General features: G+C 65.2%; 25 protein-coding genes. 9 read left to right on the top strand and 16 right to left on the bottom strand.

The genetic code is table 11. The annotated features are described in order from the left end of the window. Positions 1–593 precede the first annotated feature (593 nt). The 3 genes from J2X50_RS08970 (at position 594) to J2X50_RS08960 (ending at position 2,854) form a co-directional block, all read left to right on the top strand. Entirely contained in the window at positions 594–1,187 is a 594-nt protein-coding gene (locus J2X50_RS08970; RefSeq protein WP_429094070.1) for an ankyrin repeat domain-containing protein, read from the top strand. Between the two features lie 11 nt (positions 1,188–1,198). After that, positions 1,199–1,669, top strand: coding sequence for a nucleoside deaminase (locus J2X50_RS08965; RefSeq protein WP_429094068.1), 471 nt, complete (start codon positions 1,199–1,201; stop codon positions 1,667–1,669). An 84-nt stretch (positions 1,670–1,753) separates the two neighbouring features. Next, complete coding sequence (locus tag J2X50_RS08960) at positions 1,754–2,854, top strand: CaiB/BaiF CoA transferase family protein (RefSeq protein ID WP_429094066.1); 1,101 nt, start codon at positions 1,754–1,756, stop codon at positions 2,852–2,854. A 16-nt stretch (positions 2,855–2,870) separates the two neighbouring features. Here the strand turns inward: J2X50_RS08960 and lepB are convergent, their stop codons facing one another. The 8 genes from lepB to J2X50_RS08920 form a co-directional block, all read right to left on the bottom strand. Further along, entirely contained in the window at positions 2,871–3,836 is a 966-nt protein-coding gene (gene lepB / locus J2X50_RS08955) for a signal peptidase I (RefSeq protein ID WP_429094064.1), read from the bottom strand. Between the two features lie 85 nt (positions 3,837–3,921). Next, on the bottom strand, positions 3,922–4,320 hold the full coding sequence (locus J2X50_RS08950) for a F0F1 ATP synthase subunit epsilon (RefSeq protein ID WP_429094062.1): 399 nt from the start codon (positions 4,318–4,320) through the stop codon (positions 3,922–3,924). Continuing rightward, positions 4,320–4,559 carry a hypothetical protein gene (locus tag J2X50_RS08945; RefSeq protein WP_429094060.1) on the bottom strand — a complete coding sequence of 80 codons (240 nt, stop codon included), beginning with the start codon at positions 4,557–4,559 and terminating at the stop codon, positions 4,320–4,322. The genes J2X50_RS08950 and J2X50_RS08945 overlap by 1 nt, the downstream gene beginning before the upstream one ends. A 1-nt stretch (position 4,560) precedes the next feature. Then, a complete protein-coding gene (gene atpD / locus J2X50_RS08940) occupies positions 4,561–6,102 on the bottom strand; it encodes a F0F1 ATP synthase subunit beta (protein ID WP_429094059.1) in 1,542 nt (513 codons plus the stop codon). A gap of 60 nt (positions 6,103–6,162) precedes the next feature. Beyond that, positions 6,163–7,047, bottom strand: coding sequence for a F0F1 ATP synthase subunit gamma (locus J2X50_RS08935; protein WP_429094057.1), 885 nt, complete (start codon positions 7,045–7,047; stop codon positions 6,163–6,165). Between the two features lie 16 nt (positions 7,048–7,063). After that, entirely contained in the window at positions 7,064–8,593 is a 1,530-nt protein-coding gene (gene atpA, locus J2X50_RS08930; RefSeq protein ID WP_340038047.1) for a F0F1 ATP synthase subunit alpha, read from the bottom strand. After that, positions 8,593–9,153, bottom strand: coding sequence for a F0F1 ATP synthase subunit delta (locus J2X50_RS08925; RefSeq protein ID WP_429094055.1), 561 nt, complete (start codon positions 9,151–9,153; stop codon positions 8,593–8,595). Before J2X50_RS08925 ends, atpA begins: the two co-directional genes overlap by 1 nt. Positions 9,154–9,391: 238 nt before the next feature. After that, positions 9,392–9,787 (bottom strand): DUF4345 family protein, encoded by a 396-nt coding sequence (locus tag J2X50_RS08920; RefSeq protein WP_429094053.1) that lies wholly within the window; start codon positions 9,785–9,787, stop codon positions 9,392–9,394. 94 nt (positions 9,788–9,881) lie between these two features. On the opposite strand from J2X50_RS08920, the gene J2X50_RS08915 reads away from it, so the two are divergent. Next, the gene (locus J2X50_RS08915; protein WP_429094052.1) at positions 9,882–10,448 is read left to right on the top strand and encodes an SAM-dependent methyltransferase; all 567 of its coding nucleotides are present in this window, start codon (positions 9,882–9,884) and stop codon (positions 10,446–10,448) included. Position 10,449: 1 nt separating this feature from the next. On the opposite strand, the gene J2X50_RS08910 is transcribed toward J2X50_RS08915, so the two are convergent. Then, positions 10,450–12,633 carry a primosomal protein N' gene (locus tag J2X50_RS08910; protein WP_429094050.1) on the bottom strand — a complete coding sequence of 728 codons (2,184 nt, stop codon included), beginning with the start codon at positions 12,631–12,633 and terminating at the stop codon, positions 10,450–10,452. An 86-nt stretch (positions 12,634–12,719) separates the two neighbouring features. Between J2X50_RS08910 and fsa the strand changes: the two genes are divergently transcribed. Next, the gene (gene fsa / locus J2X50_RS08905; protein WP_429094048.1) at positions 12,720–13,373 is read left to right on the top strand and encodes a fructose-6-phosphate aldolase; all 654 of its coding nucleotides are present in this window, start codon (positions 12,720–12,722) and stop codon (positions 13,371–13,373) included. Positions 13,374–13,435: 62 nt separating this feature from the next. On the opposite strand, the gene J2X50_RS08900 is transcribed toward fsa, so the two are convergent. After that, positions 13,436–13,873, bottom strand: a complete 438-nt coding sequence (locus J2X50_RS08900; RefSeq protein ID WP_429094046.1) for an Lrp/AsnC family transcriptional regulator — start codon at positions 13,871–13,873, stop codon at positions 13,436–13,438. 131 nt (positions 13,874–14,004) lie between these two features. Here J2X50_RS08900 and J2X50_RS08895 point away from each other — a divergent pair, with 131 nt between their 5' ends. After that, positions 14,005–14,904, top strand: a complete 900-nt coding sequence (locus J2X50_RS08895) for a DMT family transporter (protein WP_429094044.1) — start codon at positions 14,005–14,007, stop codon at positions 14,902–14,904. Here J2X50_RS08895 and J2X50_RS08890 read toward each other — a convergent pair. Genes J2X50_RS08890 through leuS form a run of 3 tightly spaced genes read right to left on the bottom strand, consistent with a single transcriptional unit; the run spans position 14,901 to position 19,225 of the window. Next, positions 14,901–16,031, bottom strand: coding sequence for an AAA family ATPase (locus J2X50_RS08890; protein ID WP_429094042.1), 1,131 nt, complete (start codon positions 16,029–16,031; stop codon positions 14,901–14,903). The two genes, J2X50_RS08895 and J2X50_RS08890, sit on opposite strands and share 4 nt — an antisense overlap. Positions 16,032–16,056: 25 nt before the next feature. Further along, a complete protein-coding gene (lptE, locus tag J2X50_RS08885) occupies positions 16,057–16,620 on the bottom strand; it encodes an LPS assembly lipoprotein LptE (RefSeq protein ID WP_429094041.1) in 564 nt (187 codons plus the stop codon). Further along, positions 16,607–19,225, bottom strand: a complete 2,619-nt coding sequence (gene leuS / locus J2X50_RS08880) for a leucine--tRNA ligase (RefSeq protein ID WP_429094039.1) — start codon at positions 19,223–19,225, stop codon at positions 16,607–16,609. The genes lptE and leuS overlap by 14 nt, the downstream gene beginning before the upstream one ends. A 143-nt stretch (positions 19,226–19,368) precedes the next feature. Between leuS and J2X50_RS08875 the strand changes: the two genes are divergently transcribed. From J2X50_RS08875 to J2X50_RS08865, 3 genes are all read left to right on the top strand, one after another. After that, positions 19,369–20,031 (top strand): YggS family pyridoxal phosphate-dependent enzyme, encoded by a 663-nt coding sequence (locus J2X50_RS08875; protein ID WP_429094037.1) that lies wholly within the window; start codon positions 19,369–19,371, stop codon positions 20,029–20,031. Between the two features lie 79 nt (positions 20,032–20,110). After that, on the top strand, positions 20,111–20,365 hold the full coding sequence (locus J2X50_RS08870; protein WP_429094035.1) for a type II toxin-antitoxin system Phd/YefM family antitoxin: 255 nt from the start codon (positions 20,111–20,113) through the stop codon (positions 20,363–20,365). Next, positions 20,365–20,766 carry a type II toxin-antitoxin system VapC family toxin gene (locus J2X50_RS08865; protein ID WP_429094033.1) on the top strand — a complete coding sequence of 134 codons (402 nt, stop codon included), beginning with the start codon at positions 20,365–20,367 and terminating at the stop codon, positions 20,764–20,766. Before J2X50_RS08870 ends, J2X50_RS08865 begins: the two co-directional genes overlap by 1 nt. A gap of 71 nt (positions 20,767–20,837) precedes the next feature. On the opposite strand, the gene J2X50_RS08860 is transcribed toward J2X50_RS08865, so the two are convergent. The 3 genes from J2X50_RS08860 to J2X50_RS08850 all read right to left on the bottom strand — a co-directional run bounded on the left by J2X50_RS08860 (position 20,838) and on the right by J2X50_RS08850 (position 23,724). Next, positions 20,838–21,944: a branched-chain amino acid ABC transporter substrate-binding protein gene (locus tag J2X50_RS08860; protein ID WP_429094031.1), complete on the bottom strand. Its 1,107-nt coding sequence runs from the start codon at positions 21,942–21,944 to the stop codon at positions 20,838–20,840. A gap of 269 nt (positions 21,945–22,213) precedes the next feature. Beyond that, on the bottom strand, positions 22,214–23,341 hold the full coding sequence (locus J2X50_RS08855) for a phospholipase effector Tle1 domain-containing protein (protein WP_429094029.1): 1,128 nt from the start codon (positions 23,339–23,341) through the stop codon (positions 22,214–22,216). Positions 23,342–23,451: 110 nt separating this feature from the next. Beyond that, positions 23,452–23,724, bottom strand: coding sequence for an usg protein (locus J2X50_RS08850; RefSeq protein WP_429094027.1), 273 nt, complete (start codon positions 23,722–23,724; stop codon positions 23,452–23,454). Between the last annotated feature and the right edge of the window lie 93 nt (positions 23,725–23,817).

Below are 23,817 nucleotides of genomic sequence, written 5' to 3'. Positions count from 1 at the left end.
TGTCAAACGCTGAGGCGGCGCCATGCATCGTCGCGTGTGCCCGTACAGATTTGATTTCACGTCGTAATATGACGAGAAAGCCAGCTTTTCGGCCTCCACCGCCCGGATCATTGCACGTTATGATTGCGGTGTCATGCCAACCTGTGGGCGGCCTGCCATTTTGGGACGAAGGCGCCCGCGGTGACGACTCCACCGATCGGGTATCGGGAAGCCCCCCAGACCTTCCCCCCGGCACCCTGTGCTCTCAGGTCACCACGCGACCCGCTGAAGCCGCCGCCATCGATCGGCACCAAGAGGCCCGAGATCATCGGAAAGACATTCAGATTCCAAATATATCTCATCGGGACATTTAATTTTGAAATGGCCATGCCGCTCCCTATTTGGCTTGAAGGTCGTTGCCAGGCTCTGGCCGCCAGCAGGCGAAGCGACCTCGCAGCCGGCATGGCCGGCGTTTGTGCAGCCGCCGTCATGGCAAGCGTCGACAGCGGCAGTTGGAGTCAGGAAGGACAAAGATGCCTAAGACACTATCTACATTCCTTTACGCATTGATCGTCATCCTGACGTGGTTTTCACCGGCATCGGCAGGAGGGGATATGCTCGAGCGCGAACTGTATCAGGCGGCAGAAAAAGGCGACGCCGCTTCCATTCAGCAACTTCTGGCCAAGGGTGCCAAGATCGATACCAAGGACGACGCAGGCCGCACGGCGCTGCTGATCGCCACCCACGCCAACCAGGTCGAGGCCGCAAAGGTGCTGATCGAGGCCGGGGCCAATGTCAACGCCAAGGACAACATCAACGACAGCCCCTATCTCTATGCAGGCGCGCGCGGCCACCTGGAAATCCTGCGCATGACGCTGGCCAACGGCGCGGACCTCAAGAGCACCAACCGCTACGGCGGCACCGCGCTCATTCCGGCTTCCGAGCGGGGACATGTCGAGACCGTGCAGACGCTGATCGAGGCGGGGGTCGACGTCGACCACAGCAACAATCTCAACTGGACGGCCCTGATGGAGGCCATCGTGCTTTCCGACGGCGGCCCGCGGCACGTTGCGATCGTCAAGCTGCTGGTCGACGCCGGCGCCGACGTCAACATCCCCGACGGCGACGGCCTCACGCCGCTTCAGAATGCCCGCAACCGCGGCTATTCGGAGATCGAGAAGATACTGGTCGCCGCCGGCGCACGCTGAGGAGGATCGCAATGGACAAGGTGGAGCGCTTTCTCTGCGAGGCGGTCGAACTCGCGCGCGCAAACATCGCAAGGGGCGGCCGTCCGTTCGGGGCCGTGGTCGTCAAGGACGGTGAGGTCATTGCCAGCGGCGTCAACGAGGTGCCTTCGACCAACGACCCGACCGCACATGCGGAGATGTCCGCGGTGCGGGCGGCGAGCCAGGTGCTGGGCTCGCCACGGCTCGACGGCTGCGCGGTCTATGCCAGCGGCAATCCCTGCCCGATGTGCATGGCCGCGATGCGCATGGCCGGCATCGCCGAGGTGGCCTATGCCTACTCGAACGATGACGGCGAGCCTTTCGGCCTGTCCACCGCCGCCATCTATGCCGATCTGGCGAAACCTGTGGCCGAGCAGTCGATGAAGATCGCCTATGTCCCCGTGCGGCCGGACGAGGGATTGCATCTCTATGCCGAGTGGAAGACCGCATCTTCGCAAACCTAGGCATGCAATCCGCTTGATATCCCCGCGGCAGGCTTCACAGGTTCCCTCGCGAACCGCTAGCCTCTGCCGCAGGGAGTAGCGAAGATGTCGAGACCAGCCAAGGGGCCGCTCGTCGGCCTGCGCATCGTGGAGTTCGTCGGGCTTGGGCCGGCGCCGTTCGCGGCGATGCAATTCGCCGACATGGGCGCCGAAGTCATCCGCATCGCCCGACCGGGCGCCGAGGCCGCTCCGCCAGACCCGATCTGCGGTCGCGGCCGCCCGACGGTGGAAGCCGACCTGAAGGATCCCGACGATGCGGAAATGGTGCGAAGGCTGATCGACGAGGCCGATGCCCTCATCGAAGGCTTCCGGCCCGGAGTAATGGAGCGCCTCGGCCTCGGGCCGGACGCGCTGCTCGATCGCAATCCGCGCCTGGTCTACGGGCGAATGACCGGCTGGGGCCAGACCGGCCCGCTCGCGCCCCATGCCGGCCACGACATCAACTACATTGCCATCACCGGTGCGCTCGCGGCGATCGGCCCTGCCGAACGGCCGCTGCCGCCGCTCAATCTCGTCGGCGACTTCGGCGGCGGCTCGATGTTCCTCGTTGCCGGCATGCTGGCGGCACTCTGGTCGGCGCAACGCACCGGCGCGGGCCAGGTCGTCGACTGCGCCATCTGCGACGGTGCGATCCAATTGATGGCGATGATGCACGACATGGCCGCGGCCGGCTGGTGGCAACCGGGGCGGGCCTCCAACCTCCTGGATGGCGCAGCGCCCTACTACGGCGCCTATGAATGCTCAGACGGCGCCTTCATTGCCGTGGGGCCGATCGAACCGCAGTTCTTCGAGCTGTTCCGCGCTGCAATCGGACTGGAGGAGGAGACGCACGCCCTGCGCGCCGATCCGCGCAACTGGCCGGCGCTCAGGGAGAGGATCGCGGCACGCCTCCGCACCCGGCCGAGAGCGGAGTGGCTGGCCTTGCTCGAACATTCCGACGCCTGCGTGTCGCCGGTACTCGACATGAGGGAAGCGGCCGAACATCCGCACCTCGTTGCGCGCAAGAGCTTGGTCGAACTCGACGGCCTGGTGCAACCGGCGCCTGCCCCGCGATTTTCCGCCACGCCGACCGAGGCGCGCGCCCGGCCGCGCACGACAATTGCGCTTGCCGACGCCCTGTCGAAGTGGGGAGGCAAGTCCGCGTGACCGTGATTGCGTCTCTTCACCGCCCTGCGGCCAACTTTTGGCGAGCGGTATAGTCGTTTCCAAGCACGTTCCAGAATATTCGATCTGCCCTGCCTCGGAGATAGTCGAACGGAACCGTGCCTAACTCGAACCGGCTGTCGGCAGAAAGGTCCCTGTTGTCGCCAAGCATGAAATATTGGCCCGCCGGGACTTTTACCGGCGCCGTATCATCCCCCATCGAGTCATCGGAGATGTTCAAGACCTTGTAGGAAACGCCATTGGGCAACGTCTCGCGCTGGCGGACAATCGGCCGATCCAACATCTCGGCGTTCTCGTAGGTCCCGTCAGGCTCGAGGGCGGCGGGTACGTTGTCTATATGCAGAACCCCGTCGATCATCTGAATGGTTTCGCCCGGCAGCCCCACCACCCTCATGATGTAGTCCGCCTCGAGATTGAGCGGAGACCTGAAAATAACGACATCGCCACGTTGCGGCTGCTCGGCCAACCAACGCTCTTCTGCAGGCCAGCTGTCAACCAGCTCGATAAAGAGGCCGTAGCCATAGGCATTTTTGGTCGCAAGCAGATAGTCGCCCTGCTCCACGTTCGGAGCCATGCTCATCGCTGCCATTGACAGTGGCTGAAACAGGAATGTCCGCACCCCAAGGGCAACGCCCAAGCCCACTGCACCAGCCAGCAATAGAACCGACGCGCCATGGGAATACCACTTGTCCGGTATCGAGCGCCCGGCAAATGGCACGACAAGCCCGCTCCAGAGAAGGCCCGCAAGGAGAGAAGAGTAGCTCGCCAGAGCTTCGTTCAATCGCGTACCCGGAAATACCGGGAAGCCAATGTACAACAGCACAACGCCCAGCCCGCTGATCAGCAGGAGGCAGGATATGGCCGCCAAGCCGCGCCCTATCCAAAGAAATCCGGCGAATGGGCCGCCAACGAACGAAATCAGTGCAGTTGTCCACACTGATCGCGAAGCAATGCTGTCTGCCATCTATGCCCCCAAGGATGACTTGGACCTAGATAGCAAAAAAGCGAGGCAACGCCCCGCTTTTTCTTTCGATGAACTTCGAAAAGCTTTAGATCGCCAATTCCAGCGTCGAAAGGTGGTTCAGATAGGCTTCCGCCTTCGAACGAGCGCCGTCGTCCTTGGCGTCGGTAACATCCTCGCGGGCGTTCTGGATGCGGCGCAGCAGTTCGGCGCGGTCGATGTCCTTCACCGCCGTCGCCGATTCGGCGAGCAGCGTGCAGCCGGCCGGCACGATGTCGGCGAAGCCGCCGAACACCACGTAGCGCTCTTCCTTGCCGCCGGCGGTCTTGACCGTCACGACGCCCGGCTTGACCGTGGTCATCAGCGGCGCATGATTGGCCATGACCGTCATCTCGCCTTCCGAACCGGGGATGACGACAGACTCGACCTGCTCCGAAACGAGCAGACGCTCGGGCGAGACCAGTTCGAATTTGAATGATTCGGCCATTATTGCCGCGCCTCTTTGGCTAGAGCTTCCACGTCCTGAATGTGGGTACCGCAGAATGGGCAGTACGCCACTGCTTGATCCATGAAGCCCAGACCTTCCTCGGTCTCGACGAGCCCCACAGCCATCATCAGAACTTCATCTTCTGACACATAAATGGTCGGAGATGCCGGCTCGGGAAGCTCCGCCGTGGCCGCTCGTAGAGCGTCGCAGCAGAAATCGGAGTCGGCATCTTCATCCATCTTACGCCGCTTCCGCAGCCAGGCGCTGGGCCTTCTCGATCGCCATGTCGATGCCGCCGACCATGTAGAAGGCAGCTTCCGGCAGGTGGTCGTACTCGCCTTCGACCAGGCCCTTGAAGCTCTTGATCGTGTCTTCGAGCGGAACCAGCTGGCCCGGCGAACCGGTGAACACCTCGGCGACGAAGAACGGCTGCGACAGGAAGCGCTCGACCTTGCGGGCGCGGGCAACCGTGACCTTGTCCTCTTCCGACAGCTCGTCCATGCCCAGGATGGCGATGATGTCCTGCAGCGACTTGTAGCGCTGGAGGATTTCCTGGACGCGGCGGGCGACCGAGTAGTGCTCTTCGCCGACGATCAGCGGGTCGAGCATGCGCGAGGTCGAGTCGAGCGGGTCGACGGCCGGGTAGATACCCTTTTCCGAGATCGCGCGGTTGAGAACGGTCGTCGCGTCGAGGTGCGCGAACGACGTTGCCGGCGCCGGGTCGGTCAAGTCGTCGGCGGGCACGTAGATGGCCTGCACCGAGGTGATCGAGCCCTTGGTGGTGGTGGTGATGCGCTCCTGCATGGCGCCCATGTCGGTCGCCAGCGTCGGCTGATAGCCCACGGCCGAAGGAATGCGGCCGAGCAGAGCCGACACTTCCGAGCCCGCCTGGGTGAAGCGGAAGATGTTGTCGACGAAGAACAGAACGTCCTGGCCCTGGTCGCGGAAATGCTCGGCGATGGTCAGGCCCGAGAGGGCGACGCGAGCGCGGGCGCCCGGCGGCTCGTTCATCTGGCCGAACACCAGGGCGCACTTCGAACCTTCGGTCGAGCCGTTGTTCTCGTGCGGGTCCTTGTTGACGCCCGACTCGATCATTTCGTGATAGAGGTCGTTGCCCTCGCGGGTGCGCTCGCCAACGCCGGCGAACACCGAGTAACCGCCGTGCGCCTTGGCGACGTTGTTGATCAGTTCCTGGATCAGAACGGTCTTGCCGACGCCGGCGCCGCCGAACAGGCCGATCTTGCCGCCGCGTGCGTAGGGAGCGAGCAGGTCGACGACCTTGATGCCGGTGACCAGGATCTGGGCTTCCGTCGACTGCTCGACATAGGCCGGCGCGTCCTGGTGGATGGCGCGGCGCGACTTGGTCTTGACCGGGCCGGCTTCGTCGACCGGCTCGCCGATGACGTTCATGATGCGGCCGAGCGTCTCGTCGCCGACAGGAACGGTGATCGGCGAACCCGTGTTGGCGACGGGCTGGCCGCGGACCAGACCTTCGGTGGTGTCCATGGCGATGCAGCGCACGGTGTTTTCGCCGAGGTGCTGGGCAACCTCGAGCACCAGGCGGTTGCCGCTGTTGTCGGTCTCGAGCGCGGTCAGGATGGCCGGCAGCTCGCCGTCGAAAGCGACGTCGACGACGGCGCCGATGACCTGCGTGACGCGGCCATTGGCACCCGCGGCGATTGCCGTCTTCTCGACCTTGGCAGCGGCTGCCTTCGCAGGCGCCGCCTTCTTTGCTGCGGGGGCCTTTTCCGCCGCCGCTTTCGGAGTAGCTGCTTTAGCCATCGATGTAACCTCTGTGTCCGTTCCTTGTTTCACGCAAACCCTGCCCTAGGGGTCGCGTGCCTAGAGCGCCTCGGCGCCCGAAATAATCTCGATCAGTTCCTTGGTGATCTGGGCCTGACGCTGGCGGTTGTAGGTGATCGTCAGCCTGTTGATCATGTCGCCGGCGTTGCGCGTGGCGTTGTCCATCGCGCTCATCTTGGCACCCATTTCGCCCGCCGCGTTCTCCAGCAGCGCCCGGAAGATCTGCACCGAGATATTGCGCGGAATGAGGTCGCCGAGGATTTCGCTCGGCTCCGGCTCGTATTCGTAGATGGCGCCGCCTGCGGACGATTCATCCGCCGTGGCCGAAGCGGCCGCCGCCGGGATGAGCTGCTGCGCGGTCGGGATCTGGCTGATCACCGACTTGAACTCGGAGTAGAACAGCGTGCAGACGTCGAAACCGCCTTCGTTGAACAGCGTGATCACCTTCTTGGCGATCATGTCGGCGTGCACGAAACCGACCTGCTTTGCATCGCGCAGTTCGACGCGATCGATGATCAGCGACGCGAAGTCGCGGCGCAGCACGTCGTAGCCCTTCTTGCCGACGGTGATGATCTTGACCGTCTTGCCCTGGCCCTGAAGCTTGCGGACGTGGTCGCGGGCCAGACGCGAGATCTGGCTGTTGAAACCGCCACAAAGGCCGCGTTCGGCCGTGCAGACGACGAGCAGGTGCACGTCGTCCTTGCCGGTTCCGGTCATCAGTGCCGGAGCGTCGCCGTCGCCCCCGACCGCCTGGGCGATGTTCGCGAGAACGGCACCCATGCGCTGCGAGTAGGGACGCGCAGCCTCGGCGGCCTCCTGGGCACGACGCAGCTTCGCCGCAGCGACCATCTGCATCGCCTTGGTGATCTTCTGCGTCGCCTTGACCGAGGCGATGCGGTTGCGGAGGTCTTTTAGCGAGGCCATGCCTTATCCGTCAGTGTCAGGCGAAGTTTTTCGCGAAAGCGTCGATGTGAGCCTTGAGCTTGCCGCGCAGGTCGTCGCTGAGCGCCTTCTCGGTACGGATACCGTCGAGGACGTCCTTGCCTTCCGAATGCAGGTGCGCCAGCAGGCCCTGCTCGAACTTGCCGACCTGCTTCAGGGCGAGCTTGTCGAGATAGCCGTTGACGCCGGCGAAGATCACCGCGACCTGCTCTTCCGTCTTGAGCGGCGAGAACTGCGGCTGCTTGAGCAGCTCGGTCAGGCGCGCACCGCGGTTGAGCAGACGCTGGGTGGCGGCGTCGAGATCCGAACCGAACTGCGCGAAGGCCGCCATTTCGCGGTACTGCGCGAGCTCGCCCTTGATCGAGCCGGCGACCTGCTTCATCGCCTTGACCTGGGCCGACGAACCGACGCGCGACACCGACAGACCGACGTTCACGGCTGGACGGATGCCCTGGAAGAACAGGTTGGTCTCGAGGAAGATCTGGCCGTCGGTGATCGAGATCACGTTGGTCGGGATGTAGGCCGACACGTCGTTGGCCTGCGTCTCGATGACGGGGAGCGCGGTCAGCGAACCGGCGCCGTTCTCGTCGTTGAGCTTCGCCGCGCGCTCGAGCAGGCGGGAGTGCAGGTAGAAGACGTCGCCCGGGTAGGCTTCGCGGCCCGGCGGGCGGCGCAGCAGCAGCGACATCTGGCGGTAGGCGACGGCCTGCTTGGACAGGTCGTCATAGGCGATCAGGGCATGCTTGCCGTTGTCGCGGAAATATTCGCCCATGGCGCAGCCTGCGAACGGCGCCAGGAACTGCATCGGCGCAGCGTCCGAAGCGGTCGCGGCGATGACGATCGAATATTCGAGCGCGCCGCGCTCTTCGAGCACCTTCACGAACTGCGCGACGGTCGAGCGCTTCTGGCCCACGGCGACGTAGACGCAGTAGAGCTTTTCCTTTTCCGGGCCGGCGACGTGGATCGCCTTCTGGTTCAGGATGGTGTCGAGGATGATGGCGGTCTTGCCGGTCTGGCGGTCGCCGATGACCAGCTCGCGCTGGCCGCGGCCGACGGGGATGAGCGCGTCGATGGCCTTGAGACCGGTCGACATCGGCTCGTGCACCGACTTGCGGGGGATGATGCCGGGAGCCTTGACGTCGACGCGGCGGCGCTCCTTGGCCTTGATCGGGCCCTTGCCGTCGATCGGATTGCCGAGAGCGTCGACGACGCGGCCGAGCAGCTCCGGACCGACCGGAACGTCGACGATGGCGCCGGTGCGCTTGACGGTGTCGCCTTCCTTGATGTCGCGGTCGCTGCCGAAGATGACGACGCCGACATTGTCGCTTTCGAGGTTCAGCGCCATGCCGCGGATGCCGCCCGGGAACTCGACCATCTCGCCCGCCTGGACGTTGTCGAGACCATAGACGCGGGCGATGCCGTCACCCACCGACAGGACCTGACCGACTTCGGAAACTTCGGCTTCCTTGCCGAAATTCTTGATCTGGTCTTTCAGAATTGCGGAGATTTCCGCGGCGCGGATGTCCATCAGCCGACCTCTTTCAGTGCAAGCTTGAGCGAATTGAGTTTGGTTTTGAGCGACGTATCGATCTGGCGCGAACCCATCTTCACGACGAGACCGCCGAGCAGCGAGGGATCGACCGAAACGGTGATCGCAACATCTTTGCCAGCTACGCCCTTCAGCGCCGTCTTGAGTTCGGCAAGTTGGGCGGCCGTCAGGTCATGGGCCGAAGTCACCTCGGCCGCCACCTCGCCACGATGCTCGGCGGCGACGCGGCGGAACGCGGCGATCATGCCCGGCAGGACGAACAGGCGGCGGTTGCGCGCGACCAGACGCAGGAAATTGCCGGTGAGGCCGACGATCTTGGCCTTGTCGGCGATCGCCGCAATGGCCTTTTCCTGCTCTTCGCCGGAGAAGACCGGGCTCTTGATCAGGCGCTCCAGGTCGGGGCTGCCCGCGAGCAGCTCGGCGAAACGGCCGAGGTCGGCTTCGACCTTGGCGACGGCGCCAGCTTCGAGCGCGAGATCGAAGAGCGAACCCGCATAGCGCTCAGCAACACCGGAGATTGGCGAGGAAGATTGGGTCACGGACCGTCTTTTCTCTTGTCTGACAGGCCGCAAGATTCTTGGCGCGAGTGTGATATACCCAGCTAAATCTTTGACCTTACTGCGTTTTTTGACCCCGGAGCTCGCGTCAGCCGCATCCCCCCGGCCGAAAGTCGATTGCCGTCTAGCACAGGCTTTTGAGGACCGCAACACGTCCTCTAACAGGCTTTCTGGCGCTATTGTCGCATCTTGACGGGGAAGACGTCGGGTAGGCGCCGATTCAGGGCCAGAAGCCGAAAACAAACCCAAGGGGTAGGGCCGCCAGCGCCAGTTCGATGACCATCGCTACCCAGTTGTATGGGGTGTTGGCGCCGTCCGACATCATGGCCACGATGCGCCCGAAGGCCGTGAGCAGCCAGGACACGCCAAGCGCCATGTAGAGCCATGGCTGGGCGAGCAGGATCGCGCAGAGGCCGACGCCGAGGAAGAACCCCGCCATGGTGGCGCGCCCCTGGGCGATCGCCTCCGGATGGTCGGGACGAGGCTGGAGCCTGAGCAGACGAAAGGCGATGCGCGGCGCGAAGAATAGGATCACACCGAACAGCAGCGTGACGGCCGCCGAACCCCAGGCCAGCCATTCGCCCTGGCTCATCGGCCACGGAAATGCGAACTCCATATTTCCCCCTCCGGCTTCCGCATCGCCGACGCGCCGCGAATCCCGGTGGATCATAGCCGACCCGGCACGCAGTACCAGAGGAGTAGCTGGCGAAATGCCGGCGATCGGCTATGCTCCCCGCGGGGAACGCCGGGAGAGGGACATGGCGATACCGGAGAGGATCAGCTGGTCGATCGGCCACCTGGAAATCGGCCCAGGCGAGCGCATTCTGGAAATCGGCTGTGGCCGCGGTGTCGCCTTGGCCGAGATATCCCGATTGCTGGTCGATGGCCGCATCGTTGGGCTCGACCGCTCCGACAGCGCCGTCGGCGCAGCCATCGAGCGAAACGCGGAAGCGATCGCCGCAGGCAAGGCCGAGATCGTACAGTCCACCCTGGCCGACTACTCGGCCCCGAACGGAACCTTCGGCAAGATCTTCGCCATCAACGTCAACCTGTTCTGGCTGGAGGCGATGCGCGAGTTGGCCGTGCTGAAACCTCTTCTTGCTGCCGGCGGCAGGCTGTTCCTGTTCTTCGAGCCGCCGAGCGCTGGCCAGATCGACACCATCAGGCGCGCCATAGAGGTTCGGCTGAAGGCAGCCGGCTATTCGGTGGACAAAGTCGTCTACGGGCCCACGTCCAAGCCGCCGCTGCTGGGGATAATCACGAGGCCCAGCACGTAGGTCACAGGAAGCTCTGCGGGTCGATGTCGACCTGCACGCGCACCGAACCGCGCACCTTGGGACCCTCGGCCAGCATCGCGCGGATGTATGCTTGAATATCGGCACGGCGGTCGGCCTGCACCAGCAGGCGGAAGCGGTGGCGCCCGCCGACCAGCGCCAGCGGCGCCTCGGCGGGACCGAGCACGTGAACGTCCTGAGCGGCCTTGGCGGCCCGGCGCAGCCCCCGCGCATGGCTCTCCGCCTCGGCGCGCGTCGCGGCGCTGACGATGATGCCCGCTAGCCGGCCGAAGGGCGGCAACGCGGCGCGCTCGCGCTCGACGATCTCGCGTTCGTAGAACGCCTCCGAATCGCCGGAGACGATCGCCCGCATCACCGGATGGTCGGGCTGGAACGTCTGCAACAGGCCAAGGCTCTTCTTGCCGGTGCGCCCGGCGCGGCCGGTCACCTGCGACAACAGCTGGTAGGTGCGCTCGGCGGCACGCGGGTCGCCATTGGCGAGGCCGAGATCGGCATCGACCACCCCCACCAGCGTCATGTTCGGGAAGTTATGGCCCTTGGCGACCAGCTGCGTGCCGATGACGATGTCGGCCTCGCCGTTGGCGATGGCCTCGAGTTCGAGCCTGAGCCGCTTCACCCCGCCCAGCATGTCCGACGACAGCACGATGGTGCGGGCATCGGGGAAATGCTGCACCACCTCCTCGGCGATGCGCTCGACGCCCGGGCCGCAGGCGACCAGGTGATCGAAGGTGCCGCATTCCGGGCAGGCTTCGGGGCGCTTCTCGTTGTGGCCGCAATGGTGGCAGACGAGCTGGCCGCGGAAACGATGCTCGACCAGCCAGGCCGAGCAGACCGGGCAGCCGAAGCGATGGCCGCAGACACGGCACAGCGTCAATGGCGCGTAACCCCGGCGGTTGAGGAACAGCAGCGACTGCTCCTGCCGGCCGAGATTTTCCCGCATCTTTCCGAGCAGCACCGGCGACAGGAACCCGCCGCGTGCCGGCGGAGAACGTCGCATGTCGATGGTGGCGAGATGCGGCAGCGCCGCCTCCGCGAAGCGTGCCGAAAGCACCGTGCGGCGATACTTGCCCTGCTCCGCATTGACCCGGCTCTCGACTGACGGCGTGGCGGATGCCAGCACCACCGGGAAGCCGCCGATATGGCCGCGCACCACGGCCATGTCGCGGGCGTTATAAAAGACGCGGTCCTCCTGCTTGTAGGCAGGGTCGTGCTCCTCGTCGACGACGATCAGGCCGAGTTCCTTGAACGGCAGGAACAGCGCCGAGCGCGCCCCGGCGACGACCCGGACACCGCCTTCGGCCACCTGGCGCCAGACACGCTCGCGCATGCGCGGCGGCAGGTCCGAATGCCATTCGGCCGGCTTGGTGCCAAAGCGGTTCTGGAAGCGTTCGAGGAAAGCCTGGGTCAGCGCGATTTCCGGCAACAGGATCAGCACCTGCTCGCCCTTGTCGAGCGCCGCCGCCACTGCCTCGAAATAGACCTCGGTCTTGCCCGATCCGGTGACGCCGTCGATCAGGCTGACGCCGAAGCGGTCGGCTGCCACCAGTTCGCGCAGATCCTTGGCCGCCGCTTGCTGCTCGCCGACGAGCTCGGCCGCCGAGTAGGACGTATCCGGCGGCGCCACCACCGGCCGGGGCGGGATCATCACGGTCTCGAACACGCCCTGCGCCTTGAGCCCGTCGATCACGGTGGACGAGACGCCGGCGGCGTGCGCCAGGCCCGAGCGCGTCCACGCCATGCCGTCGCTCGCCATCTCCAGCACGCGCTCGCGCGCCGCAGTCATCCGGTCCGGGCTCGCCTCGGTGCGCACGATGCCTTCCGTCCACGGCTCGGGATCGAAGGCCTCGGGCGCGCGCAGGATCATGCGCGCCACCATGCCGGGCGGCGAGAGCGTGTATTGCGCCACCCAATCGACCAGGCGCCGCATGTCGGCGTTGACGGGCGGACAGTCGAAGACATGCGAGATCGGACGGAGCTTCTTCGGATCGACGCTCTCGACCGGTCCGTCCCAGACGATGCCCGCCACTTCGCGTGGCCCGAGCGGCACGCGCACGATCGAACCGGGCACGACGTCCATGCCTTCCGGCACCGCATAGGAGTACGCCCGCTCGGCCGGCATCGGCACGAGCACGGGTGCGGCCCTTCTTGTTGGCGAATCGGCGGTCATGACGCGTGACCTTGCCCCGAACTTGGTTTAGAGCAAAGGCCGACCCGTTGGGTGCCCCCCCCAGCCCCGCCACGAAGGAGACTGAAATGAAGTTTTTCGTCGACACCGCCGACGTCAAGGAAATCCGCGAGCTCAACGAGCTCGGCCTGCTTGACGGCGTCACCACCAACCCGTCGCTGATCCTCAAGTCGGGCCGCAACATCGCCGAAGTGACCAAGGAAATCTGCGACATCGTCGATGGTCCGGTTTCGGCGGAAGTCGCTGCCACCGAATATTCCGAGATGATGAAGGAAGCGGCGGTGCTGTCGAAGATCGCCGACAACATCTGCATCAAGGTGCCGCTGACGCTCGACGGCCTCAAGGCCTGCCGCGCGCTGACCTCGGACGGCCGCCTGGTCAACGTCACGCTGTGCTTCTCGGCCAACCAGGCGCTGCTCGCCGCCAAGGCCGGCGCCACCTTCATCTCGCCCTTCATCGGCCGTCTCGACGACATGGCCGTCGACGGCATGGAGCTGATCGCCGAGATCCGCCACATCTACGACAACTACGGCTTCGACACCGAGATCCTTGCCGCCTCGATCCGTTCGACCGAGCACGTCAAGCGCGCCGCCCTCATCGGTGCCGACGTCGCCACCATCCCGCCGGCAACGCTGAAGGCGCTGGTCAAGCACCCGCTGACCGACAAGGGCCTCGAGATGTTCCTCGCCGACTGGGCCAAGACCGGCCAGAAGATCGGCTGATCCTTCCAGCCAAGACAGCAAGAAGCCGGCGCCATCAGCGCCGGCTTTTTTGTGCCCGCTTTTCAGCGAAGCGGCGGCAACCGCCGTTTCACCGGCTGCGCCTTGACGATCGAACTGTTGGTTTCAGCCTTGTCGGTGATCTGGTCGAGGATCTTGTCCAGCTCGTCGATCGAGCGGATGTGCAGCCGGGCGATAAAGCAGTCGTCGCCCGTCACCTTGTCGCATTCGGAGAATTGCGGGATCTGCTGAATCAGGTCCTGCACCACATGCAGCTTGCCAGGCAGCGGCCGGATGCGGACGATGGCCTGCAGCGTGTAGCCAAGCGCTGTCGGGTCCACCTCTATGGTGAAGCCGCGGATGACCCCGCGCTCCTCCAGCCGCTTCAGCCTTTCCGATGCGCTCGGCGACGACAGGCCGACCCGCTGGGCCAGCTCTTTCAGCGAAATCCTGGCATCCTCGACCAGGATTTCGACGATGCGCCGGTCGATATCATCAAGCATGCCACGCTCCGAAGGCAAAACCCCGAAACAACCTTACATTATCAGGCATACCTGGGTAAACAGCTCCCCCACGCCATGGTTTTCAGCTCTACCCCCGCGGATAATGCACATGACGTAGCAAGGAGCAGGCCATGACGGATACGACGCGCGGTACGGTCGAGATGACCGCGGCAATGGTGATCTCGGGCACGATCGGACTGTTCGTCGTCCTCTCCGGCCAACCTGTCATGTCGGTGGTGTTCTGGCGCTGCGCCTTCGGCGCGGCGACGCTGCTCGTGATCTGCGCCGCGCTCGGCCTGTTCCGCAAGGACATCATCTCCCGCACCCAGATCGCCTATGCGGCGTTGGGCGGCGTGGCCATCGTCGCCAACTGGATGCTGCTCTTCGCCGCCTTCCCGCGCGCCTCGATCTCCATCGCGACCGCCGTCTACAACACCCAGCCCTTCATGCTGGTGGCGCTCGGCGCCCTGCTGTTCGGCGAACGCATCACGCTTGCCAAGCTCGGCTGGCTGCTGGTGGCGTTCACAGGCATGCTGCTGATCGTACAGGGCAAGTCGGGCGTTGCCCATGACGGTACCGACTATATCGGGGGCATCCTGCTCGCGCTTGGGGCCGCCTTCTTCTACGCCATCGCCGCGATCGTCGCGAAGAAGCTCAAAGGCGTGCCACCGCACCTGATCGCGCTGATCCAGGTCGTGGTCGGCGTCGTCATGCTGGCGCCCTTCGCCGGCCTCGACCACCCGCCGGCCGACGCGCGCAGCTGGGCGCTGCTCGCGGCCATCGGCGTCATCCACACCGGGCTGATGTACATCCTGCTCTACGGTGCGATCCAGAAACTGCCGACCAACCTCGTCGGCGCGCTATCCTTCATCTACCCGCTGGTGGCGATTGCAGCGGATTACATCGCCTTCGGCCAGCGCCTGCAGGTCCTGCAGTTCGCGGGTGCCGCCACCATCCTGCTCGCTGCAGCGGCCATGACGCTGGGCTGGACATTTTCCCGACGGCAAGCGACCTGCTCGGAAGCCGGCTAGTCGTCGTCGGGCATCTCGCCGGTGATGCGCATGCCCTCGATGCTGGTCGCGCCATCGTTGCGTACCACCGTCATCGAACGGGCGCCCGAGCGATTGCGCACGAGGTCCGCCAGTTCGCGCGAGTGGGTGACGATCCAGACCTGCGTCCGCTCGGCCGCCGCCGCGATCATGTCGGCCAGCGCCGGCATCATGCGCGGATGCAGGCTCGCCTCCGGCTCGTTGAGCGCGATGAGCTTCGGCAGGCGGTAGGACATCAGCGCCCCGGCGAGCGCCAGGAACCTGATCTGCCCGTCGGAAAGCTCCTGCGGGCGGAAGATGCGCTGCGGGAATTCGGGCAGCACCAGCCCGAAGGTCGCCGTCTCGGCCGGCACCGGCACGTCGAGCTGCGCCCCGCCCATCGCCTCGGCGATGCAGCGGTCGAGTTCGACCGTGTCGCCACGGATGTGCTTGAGCGTGGCGAACACAGCAGCCAGATTGGCGCCGTCCTCGTCCAGCACCGGCGATGTGGTCGCGAGCGCCGCCCGCCGCGCCGGCGACTCCGCGTCGGTGCGGAAGCCGTGATAGAAGCGCCAGCCGCCGACGGCGGCACGCATGTCGCCGACCTCCGGATAGCGCCCTGCCCCGCCGAGCAGCGCCAGCGCCGTCTCGGAATTCAGCACGCGCTCGGGATGCTCGACCCGGCGGCCGTCGGCGTCGCGGGCGAAGACTGCCTGGCCCTTGCGCGACATCATCTCGACCGGGCGCCTGCCCGCATCGACGCTCAGGGACTCCTCCTTGACGTGGGGTTCGAAGGCGAAGCCGGCGGAGACCGGGGGCGGCAGGCCGATCTCGACCTTGTAGGCGTAGCGCGCAGCCGTTTCGTCATCGAGCAACTCGGCGTCGATGACCACACGGACCTGCTGGCCGGTCCGCCGCCGGCCCGACCATAGCGCCGAACTCATGCCACCCTCGCCGGCGATCTCGCGGGCAAGCGTGCCTTCGGCCGAAGCCTTGATGAGCTGCAGGGCGCGATAGAGGTTGGACTTGCCGACGCCGTTCTCGCCGACGAAGACCGAGACCTGGCCGATGTCGAGCCTGATGGACCGCAGCGAGCGGTAGCCGGCAGCCGAAAATGACGTCAACCGCATCGAGCGATCCCGCCCTTCGCCCGTCTCAGCCCCTGGACATGTCCTGGGCTATGGCCAGCCTCAGCAACTCGGCCAGTTCGCGCGCCGCCCGGTTGGAAGCGTCGCGTTGCGCCCGCATGTTGGCGAACTCCTGGCGCGGCCGGTCGTAGGATGCCGAGACGTTGCGCTTGCCGGCAGCCATGCGCTTGCCGGTGCGGTTCTCGGTGACGACATAGGTACCGGTCAGCGTGACCGTACCCGCCGTGGGCTCGTCGTCTTCGGCCGTCACCGGTGCCAGCAGCGCCGTTTCGGTGAGTTCCGAGACGGAAAGCTCCATCGTATAGGGCGCGCTTGCCTGCTGGCCCGCACCGCCGTTGAACAGGAAGATCAGCTGATTGCGGACTTCCTGGCCATAGCGGGTGTTGACCGGCTTGATGTTGATCGAGGCCAGCTGCGTGGCCGTGCCGGCTTCGACACCGGCCGACGCCGGGCCGTCCGAATAGAGCGGACGAACCGTGCAGGCGGAAATCAGTACAAGCGACGCTGTCAGGGCGATCCCGGCAGCAAATCGCGACGAACGCGGAGTTCTCCGCGCCTCAGGCAACGACATTGACGATCCTCTGCGGAACAACGATCACCTTGCGCGGAGCCTTGCCGTCGAGTGCCTTCTGCACTGCTTCCAAAGCCAGCGCCGCTTTTTCGACCGCCACTTGATCTGCGTCGCGGGCAATTGTCAAATCCGCCCGCTTCTTGCCGTTGATCTGCACCGGATAGGTGATCTCGTTGTCGACGACGAGCGCCGCATCGAAGGCCGGCCACTGCCGATCGGCCACGAGACCCTTCCCGCCGAGCGCCACCCAGCACTCTTCGGCGAGGTGCGGCATCATCGGCGCGATCATGACGATGAGGATGTCGATCGCCTCGCGCAGCGCCGAAACCGTCTCGGCCGGAGCCTTGCCGGCGGCAGCGTCGGCCAGCGGCCCCTGCAGCGCGTTGCTGAGCTCGTAGATGCGCGCGACGGCCTTGTTGAAGGCGAGCTTGCCAATGTCCTCGCCGACCGCCTTCAGCGCCTTGTGCGCCGCTTTGGAGACTGCCGCCGCGTCGCCGTCATGCGCCGCCTTCGGCTCGGCCTTGGCCAGCGCCTCGGCCGATTCGGACACCAGGCGCCAGACACGCTGGACGAAGCGGTGGGCGCCTTCGACGCCGGCCTCGGTCCAGATCACGTCGCGCTCGGGCGGCGAATCCGACAGCATGAACCAGCGCGCCGTGTCGGCGCCGTAGCTGGCGATGATGTCGTCGGGATCGACCACGTTCTTCTTCGACTTCGACATCTTCTCGATCGAGCCGATCTCGATGGGCGTGCCATCTGACAGCAGCGCCGCCCGGCGCTTGCCGTCGACATCCTCGATCTTGATCTCGGCCGGCGTCACCCAGCCGTTCGGACCCTTGTAGGTCTCGTGCACGACCATGCCCTGCGTGAACAGGCCCTTGAACGGCTCGGCGAGGTTCAGGTGGCCGGCCTCGCGCATGGCGCGGGTGAAGAAGCGCGAATAGAGCAGGTGCAGGATCGCATGCTCGATGCCGCCGATATACTGGTCGACCGGCAGCCATTCGTTGGCGGCCATCGGATCGGTCGGCTCGTTCTCCCATGGCGCGGTGAAGCGCGCGAAATACCACGACGAATCGACGAACGTGTCCATCGTGTCTGTCTCGCGGCGCGCGTCCTTGCCGCATTTCGGGCAGGCAACGTTCCGCCAGGTCGGGTGACGGTCGAGCGGATTGCCGGGACGGTCGAAGTCGATGTCGTCAGGCAGCTTGACCGGCAGGTCGGCCTTCGGCACCGGCACGACGCCGCAATCGTCGCAGTGGATCATCGGGATCGGGCAGCCCCAGTAGCGCTGGCGCGAAATGCCCCAGTCGCGCAGGCGGAACTGCACCTTGCGCTCGGCCATCGGCCGGTTGCCGATCGAGATCTGCTCCAGGCGCGTTGCGACGTCGTTAAACGCTGCCTCGGGCTTCATGCCGTCGAGGAAGCGCGAATTGATCATCACGCCGTCGTCGGTGTAGGCCTCCTCGGTTACCTGGAAGGTCGTGGCGTCGCCACCCTCGGGCATCACCACCGGGATGACCGGCAGGCCATATTTGTTGGCGAAGTCGAGGTCGCGCTGGTCGCCCGACGGGCAGCCGAAGATGGCGCCCGTGCCGTAGTCCATGAGCACGAAGTTGGCGACATAGACCGGCAGCGTCCAGCTGTCGTCGAACGGGTGGACGACGCGGATGCCGGTGTCGAAGCCCTTCTTCTCGGCAGTCTCGAGTGCCGCGACCGACGTGCCCATGCGGCGCACGTCTTCCATGAAAGCGGCGAGATCGGAGTTGTTCTCGGCTGCCTTCCTGGCCAGCGGATGGTCGGCCGAGATCGCCATGAACGAGGCGCCGAAGATCGTGTCCGGGCGCGTCGTGTAGACTTCCAGCTCGGTCTCGCCGGCGGGTGCCGTGCCCTTGGCCAGCGGCCAGCGGATCAACAGGCCTTCCGACCGGCCGATCCAGTTGCGCTGCATCAGCTTGACCTTCTCGGGCCACTCGTCGAGGCCTTCCAGCGCGTCCGACAGGTCCTGGGCGAAGTCGGTGATCTTGAAGAACCACTGCGTCAGCTCGCGCTGCTCGACCAGTGCGCCGGAACGCCAGCCGCGGCCGTCGATGACCTGCTCGTTGGCGAGCACGGTCATGTCGACCGGGTCCCAGTTGACCTTCGACGACTTGCGCGTCACCAGGCCCTTCTTGACGAAGTCGATGAACAGCATCTGCTGGCGGTGGTAGTAGTCGACGTCGCAGGTGGCGAACTCGCGGCTCCAGTCCAGCGACAGGCCCATCGACTTCAGCTGGCCGCGCATCGTGTCGATGTTCTGGTAGGTCCAGTCCTTGGGATGGACCTTGTTCTGCATGGCGGCGTTTTCCGCCGGCATGCCGAAGGCGTCCCAGCCCATCGGATGCAGCACGTTGCATCCCATGGCGCGGCGATAGCGCGCCACGACATCGCCCATCGTGTAGTTGCGGACGTGACCCATGTGGATTCGCCCCGACGGATAGGGGAACATCTCGAGCACGTAGTATTTGGGCCGCGGATCGTCGTTCTTCGTCTCGAAGAGCTTTGCGTCGGCCCAGGCCTTCTGCCATTTGGGTTCGGACGCGCGCGGATTGTATCGTTCGGTTGCCATCGGATGTTTTTCACTTAAAAGCGTGCATGGACCGGGGCGAAAACCCGCGGTTCAGGAAATCGTTGTCGGGTGTTCATCATGGATTCCCGGACCCGTCAACTCCGGCAGGCAGGGGGCGGGCAAAAAGCAGCAGGGCCAGCGGCATGGAAAAGTCGGTCGAACAGCTAGCGCTGGTGAAGCACAAGATAGGTGCGGCGGAGCGCGAGGCCAACAGGCCTGAAGCTTCGGCAACGCTGGTTGCCGTATCCAAGACCTTCGACGCCGAGCACATCCGCCCCGTCATCGAGGCCGGCCAGCGCGTCTTCGGCGAAAACCGCGTCCAGGAAGCGCAAGGCAAGTGGCCGGCGCTGAAGGCCGAATTCCCCGGCATCGAACTGCACCTCATCGGCCCGCTGCAGTCCAACAAGGCCAGGGAAGCAGTCGCCCTGTTCGACGTGATCGAGACGGTCGACCGCGAGAAGATCGCCGCCGAGCTCGCCAGGGAAATCGAACGCCAGGGCCGCGCGCCAAGGCTCTACGTGCAGGTCAACACCGGCTCCGAGCCGCAGAAGGCCGGCATCGAACCGCGCGAGGCGGTCGCCTTCGTCAGGCGGTGCCGCGAAGTCCATGGGCTGAAGATCGAAGGCCTGATGTGCATACCGCCGGCAGACGAGAACCCCGGCCCGCATTTCGCGCTGCTCGACAAGCTCGCACGCGAGGCCGGCGTCGAAAAGCTGTCGATGGGCATGTCCGGCGACTACGAACTCGCCATCGCCTTCGGCGCCACCAGCGTGCGCGTCGGCTCGGCGATATTCGGCAGCCGGTAGCGCTCCGTCACGACCGGCCGTTGAGCCGACAGTCGTCCTGCACTATATTCTGGCTAGCCAAGCTAGCCAGGTGACGACGATGAACTGGCATCTGCAGGACGCCAAGAACAATTTCTCCAAGCTGGTCCAGCGCGCCCGGAAGGAAGGGCCGCAGACGGTTACCGTGCGCGGCGAACCGGCCGTGGTCGTGCTGTCGACGGAAGAGTACGAGAAGCTCGTCGGCAAGCGCAAAACTCTCGGGGAGTACCTGCTTTCCGGACCGGGTTGGGACGAGGAGTTCGCAGCGGAGGTGGAGCGACGCTCCGACACGATGATCCGCGATGTCGAGCTCTGATGTATCTGCTCGATACCAACATCGTCTCGGATGTCCAACGGCGCCTGCCCAAGCCCACGGCTTGGCTTGCCTCGATCGATCCGGAATCGGTCAGCCTGAGTGTAATCACCATCGGCGAGATTGAACGCGGCATCGTAAAGCTGAGGCAGCATGACGCCGAGCGGGCGATGCGATTGGAACTGTGGCAGCGCGAATTGCGTCATCAAAACGCAAGTCGAATCCTCCCGATTACCGAGGAAGTCGCGCTCACATGGGGCCGACTGTCAGCAGGGCGCACGAGAGGCAGCGCCGACACGCTCATCGCAGCCACGGCGCTGGTTCACGATCTCGTTCTCGTGACGCGCGACGTGGCCGATTTCGACGACACCGGGGTGTCGTTGTTGAATCCCTGGAGCCTCTAGAGCCTCTCAGTTGCAAGAACGAGAAAGGCCGGAGCTTGCGCCCCGGCCCTTTTCGATCAGGTCGCCTTGACTTACTCGGCCGCGACGATCTTGCCGCCTTCCCACTTGAACAGCGAGAAGCTCGGCGAGGTGAGGTCACCGCTTTCGCCGTAGGTGAGGTTGCCGATGGCGGTGGTGATCGGCTCGCCCGATTTCAGCGCCGTGGCGACCGCTGCCGTGTCGTCGGCCTTGCCGGCCTTCTCGATGCCGGCCTTGAGCACCTCGACCGCCGCATAGGCGTTGAGCGTGAAGGCCTCCGGCGGAATGCCCTTGTCCTTCAGGATCTTGACCGCGTCGGCCGAGGCCGGGTTCTTCAGCGCGTCGGAGGCGTTGGTGAACAGCGTGCCGGCTGCCGCCTCGTTGCCGATCGCCCAGAACTCGGTGTTCGACAGGCCCTCGCCGCCGATGATCAGCGCATTGACGCCGCCGTCCTTCAGCTGGCGCGCCAGCAGGCCGCCTTCGGGATGGTAGCCGCCGAAGTAGATGACCTCGACATTGTCGGCCTTGAGGCGGGTGATGAGCGCCGAGAGGTCCTTCTCGCCCGGGGTGAGCGAGTTGTACTGCACTTCGGTCACGCCGCCCGCGTTGATCGCAGCCTTGAAGGCGTCGGCCAGGCCCTTGCCGTAGGTGCCCTTGTCGTGGATCACCGCGACGCGCTTGTCCTTCATGTTCTTGAGCACATAGGCGGCGGCGACTTCGGCCTGCTGGTCGTCGCGGCCGCAGGTGCGGAGCACGTTGGTCAGCCCGCGGTTGGTGAGGTCCGGCGCGGTGGCGGTCGGGGTGACCATCAGGACGCCGTTCTCGGCGAACACGTCGGAAGCAGGAATGGCGACGCCCGAGGTGACCGGGCCGACGACATACTGCACGCCCTCCCCGACGAGCAGGTTGGCGGCCGAGACGCCCTGCTTGGGGTCGCCCGCATCGTCGGCGAGCTTCAGCACCACCTTCTCGCCGAGGATGCCGCCCTTCTCGTTGATGGCATCGACGGCCGCCTGGGCGCCGTTCTTGACCTGGTCGCCATAGGCCGCCACAGGGCCGGTCAGCGGCGCCACCAGGCCGATGGTGATGTCGGCGCGCGCGGCCGATGCGAAGGCAAGCATCGCGACGAGCGAAACGCCCGCAAAAGTCTTCAATTTCATGACGTTATCTCCCTTTGAGCCGCCGTGCCCACAGGGTTCGGCGGAAGTTGTAGAGCAGCGTGCGTCGAGGTGACGACGGCGCGCGCTCTGCCACTTTGACAAGGCGCTCTTTCCTCCTGCGAGCGAACGCGCCCGCCCGGAAAGCGCACTGTCGCGGCAAATAGCGTGCCAACGACCGCACGGCAATCGGCCCAGCACCGCCGGGAGGGGAATTGGATTGTGCCAGCATTCCAGGGGGATACCGGAACCGCCGAGTTCCGGCCGCGACGTCAATAGTAGTGCTTCACATGCGGGTGCTGCCTCAGCGGTTCGGGCCGGTAGTCCGGAACATAGTGCTCGAAGCGCTGTTCGATGTCCGGGCAGAGCCGATCGATGTCGGCCGTCTGCGTCCGCACGGTTCGCTCAGCGGGCCGCCAGAAGATGCCGAACCCCGTGCGCTCGTCGTGAGCCGCCCCCTGCAGCTTGCCCTTGAGATCGACGGCCAGCGGAAAGTCGAGACCAGCCAGAGCTTGCACCCGGTCGAGCATCCAGCCGAAGCTGACGTGGGAGAGCCTGTCGTCATCGTCGTATCCCCCGCCGATGTCGGAGTGCACGCCGGGAAACCAGCATTGTTCGATGACCTGCCCGCGGGCCCGGCCCGCGGCATCGACATCCTCCCAGAGCACCGGCGCGAACGACTTGCGATTCTCGTCGACGGACAGCGCATGCAGCCCGACGGGAATCCGCACCGAGAGTTCGTTGTCATGGAACTCGTGCCTGAAGGGGTTCACGACGTTCATGATGCCGGGCAGGCCGAGCGCCCTCACCGTATCGAACACGCCGATCACGTCGGGCGTGGCCTCAGCCGCGGCGTAGCTTGCGACGAACGCAGCACCTGCAGCCTGCCGCTTCGGCTTTTCCTTGATCTTGTATGTGGCGACCGCCTCGTCGGCGATGGCGCGCCGCCGCCTGGCGCCGGCGCCCTCCTTGTCCCGCGAGACCGGGGCGCCATTGTCGGAAGTCGCTATCCCGCACGTCGCCAGCACGCCGCCGAGGCAGCGAACCGTGTAGGCGCCGCGGCTGAAGCCGAAGCAGCCTATCTTCATGCCCGGCTCCCAGGCGAGCATCAGGGCTTCGTAGCAGTCGACGATGTTGGCCGTGATGCCCCAGCCTGTGGCCTTGCTCCAGAGATTGCGGAGCGTTCGTGTCCAACCCCATGTGCCCGCCTCCGGGGCGCCGAGCCCGGCATCGTAGAAGGCGCACACGCCCGGCCGGCCGTCGATCGCCGCATACATCTGGAACACGTTGGTGTGCCTGACGTTGCAGAATTCGGGCTCGGCGCCGTCGTCGGCGCGCACGCCGCGCTGCCCCGTCCCGTCGGAGAAGATGAGTACCCAAGCGCTTGCGGACTCAGGCATGCCGGTTTCCGCGATTGACCCCGATCGGGCTATATCACAATTTGAAGTTGTATATCAATATCCGCCAAATTCATGAGTTGAACGAAGGGCGTCTTCGGAACTGCGCGGACCTAATGCAGGAGAAGCTCGCCATCCACCCGGCGCCATTCGTTCGGCGCGATCAGCTTGCGGTGGGTGTAGTGCACCGAGTGCAGCGGGCCGTCGAGCTTGGCGCGCCAGAACTCGATGAAGCCGAACAGGATCGGAAACTTCGGCGCCAAGTCATAGTCCTGCCAGATATAGGTCTGCAGCAGATGCGGATGGTCGGGCAGTCGGTAGAATATCTCTGCCGTCGTCAGGCCGTAGCCCTTGAGCATCAGTTCCAGTTCAGAAGCGTCGCGCATCGCAAGCCCTTCCGTGTCAAACGGCTCCTCCTCGGCACAGCCTGCGCCGCGATGGTTAACCGTCCGCTAAATCAACGAAAATCGCATATGATA

This window comes from Aminobacter sp. BE322, assembly GCF_050433525.1.
In the GTDB taxonomy this organism is placed as follows: Bacteria; Pseudomonadota; Alphaproteobacteria; order Rhizobiales; family Rhizobiaceae; genus Aminobacter.
The sequence above is the reverse complement of the archived record's forward strand: the minus strand, read 5'-3'. Positions and strand labels throughout refer to the sequence as shown.

Bases quoted from the DNA above. Each gene is read 5' to 3' on its own strand.
- J2X50_RS08935 (WP_429094057.1), bottom strand. From the start codon at position 7,047: ATGGCCTCGCTAAAAGACCTCCGCAACCGCATCGCCTCGGTCAAGGCG.
- J2X50_RS08920 (WP_429094053.1), bottom strand. From the start codon at position 9,787: ATGGAGTTCGCATTTCCGTGGCCGATGAGCCAGGGCGAATGGCTGGCC.
- leuS (WP_429094039.1), bottom strand. From the start codon at position 19,225: ATGGCAACCGAACGATACAATCCGCGCGCGTCCGAACCCAAATGGCAG.
- J2X50_RS08945 (WP_429094060.1), bottom strand. From the start codon at position 4,559: ATGGATGAAGATGCCGACTCCGATTTCTGCTGCGACGCTCTACGAGCG.
- lptE (WP_429094041.1), bottom strand. From the start codon at position 16,620: ATGTCGTTGCCTGAGGCGCGGAGAACTCCGCGTTCGTCGCGATTTGCT.
- fsa (WP_429094048.1), top strand. From the start codon at position 12,720: ATGAAGTTTTTCGTCGACACCGCCGACGTCAAGGAAATCCGCGAGCTC.
- J2X50_RS08970 (WP_429094070.1), top strand. From the start codon at position 594: ATGCTCGAGCGCGAACTGTATCAGGCGGCAGAAAAAGGCGACGCCGCT.
- J2X50_RS08960 (WP_429094066.1), top strand. From the start codon at position 1,754: ATGTCGAGACCAGCCAAGGGGCCGCTCGTCGGCCTGCGCATCGTGGAG.
- J2X50_RS08915 (WP_429094052.1), top strand. From the start codon at position 9,882: ATGCCGGCGATCGGCTATGCTCCCCGCGGGGAACGCCGGGAGAGGGAC.
- J2X50_RS08875 (WP_429094037.1), top strand. From the start codon at position 19,369: ATGGAAAAGTCGGTCGAACAGCTAGCGCTGGTGAAGCACAAGATAGGT.
- atpA (WP_340038047.1), bottom strand. From the start codon at position 8,593: ATGGACATCCGCGCCGCGGAAATCTCCGCAATTCTGAAAGACCAGATC.
- J2X50_RS08870 (WP_429094035.1), top strand. From the start codon at position 20,111: ATGAACTGGCATCTGCAGGACGCCAAGAACAATTTCTCCAAGCTGGTC.
- J2X50_RS08855 (WP_429094029.1), bottom strand. From the start codon at position 23,341: ATGCCTGAGTCCGCAAGCGCTTGGGTACTCATCTTCTCCGACGGGACG.
- J2X50_RS08865 (WP_429094033.1), top strand. From the start codon at position 20,365: ATGTATCTGCTCGATACCAACATCGTCTCGGATGTCCAACGGCGCCTG.
- J2X50_RS08895 (WP_429094044.1), top strand. From the start codon at position 14,005: ATGACGGATACGACGCGCGGTACGGTCGAGATGACCGCGGCAATGGTG.
- J2X50_RS08910 (WP_429094050.1), bottom strand. From the start codon at position 12,633: ATGACCGCCGATTCGCCAACAAGAAGGGCCGCACCCGTGCTCGTGCCG.
- atpD (WP_429094059.1), bottom strand. From the start codon at position 6,102: ATGGCTAAAGCAGCTACTCCGAAAGCGGCGGCGGAAAAGGCCCCCGCA.
- J2X50_RS08860 (WP_429094031.1), bottom strand. From the start codon at position 21,944: ATGAAATTGAAGACTTTTGCGGGCGTTTCGCTCGTCGCGATGCTTGCC.
- J2X50_RS08950 (WP_429094062.1), bottom strand. From the start codon at position 4,320: ATGGCCGAATCATTCAAATTCGAACTGGTCTCGCCCGAGCGTCTGCTC.
- J2X50_RS08890 (WP_429094042.1), bottom strand. From the start codon at position 16,031: ATGCGGTTGACGTCATTTTCGGCTGCCGGCTACCGCTCGCTGCGGTCC.
- lepB (WP_429094064.1), bottom strand. From the start codon at position 3,836: ATGGCAGACAGCATTGCTTCGCGATCAGTGTGGACAACTGCACTGATT.
- J2X50_RS08900 (WP_429094046.1), bottom strand. From the start codon at position 13,873: ATGCTTGATGATATCGACCGGCGCATCGTCGAAATCCTGGTCGAGGAT.
- J2X50_RS08850 (WP_429094027.1), bottom strand. From the start codon at position 23,724: ATGCGCGACGCTTCTGAACTGGAACTGATGCTCAAGGGCTACGGCCTG.
- J2X50_RS08965 (WP_429094068.1), top strand. From the start codon at position 1,199: ATGGACAAGGTGGAGCGCTTTCTCTGCGAGGCGGTCGAACTCGCGCGC.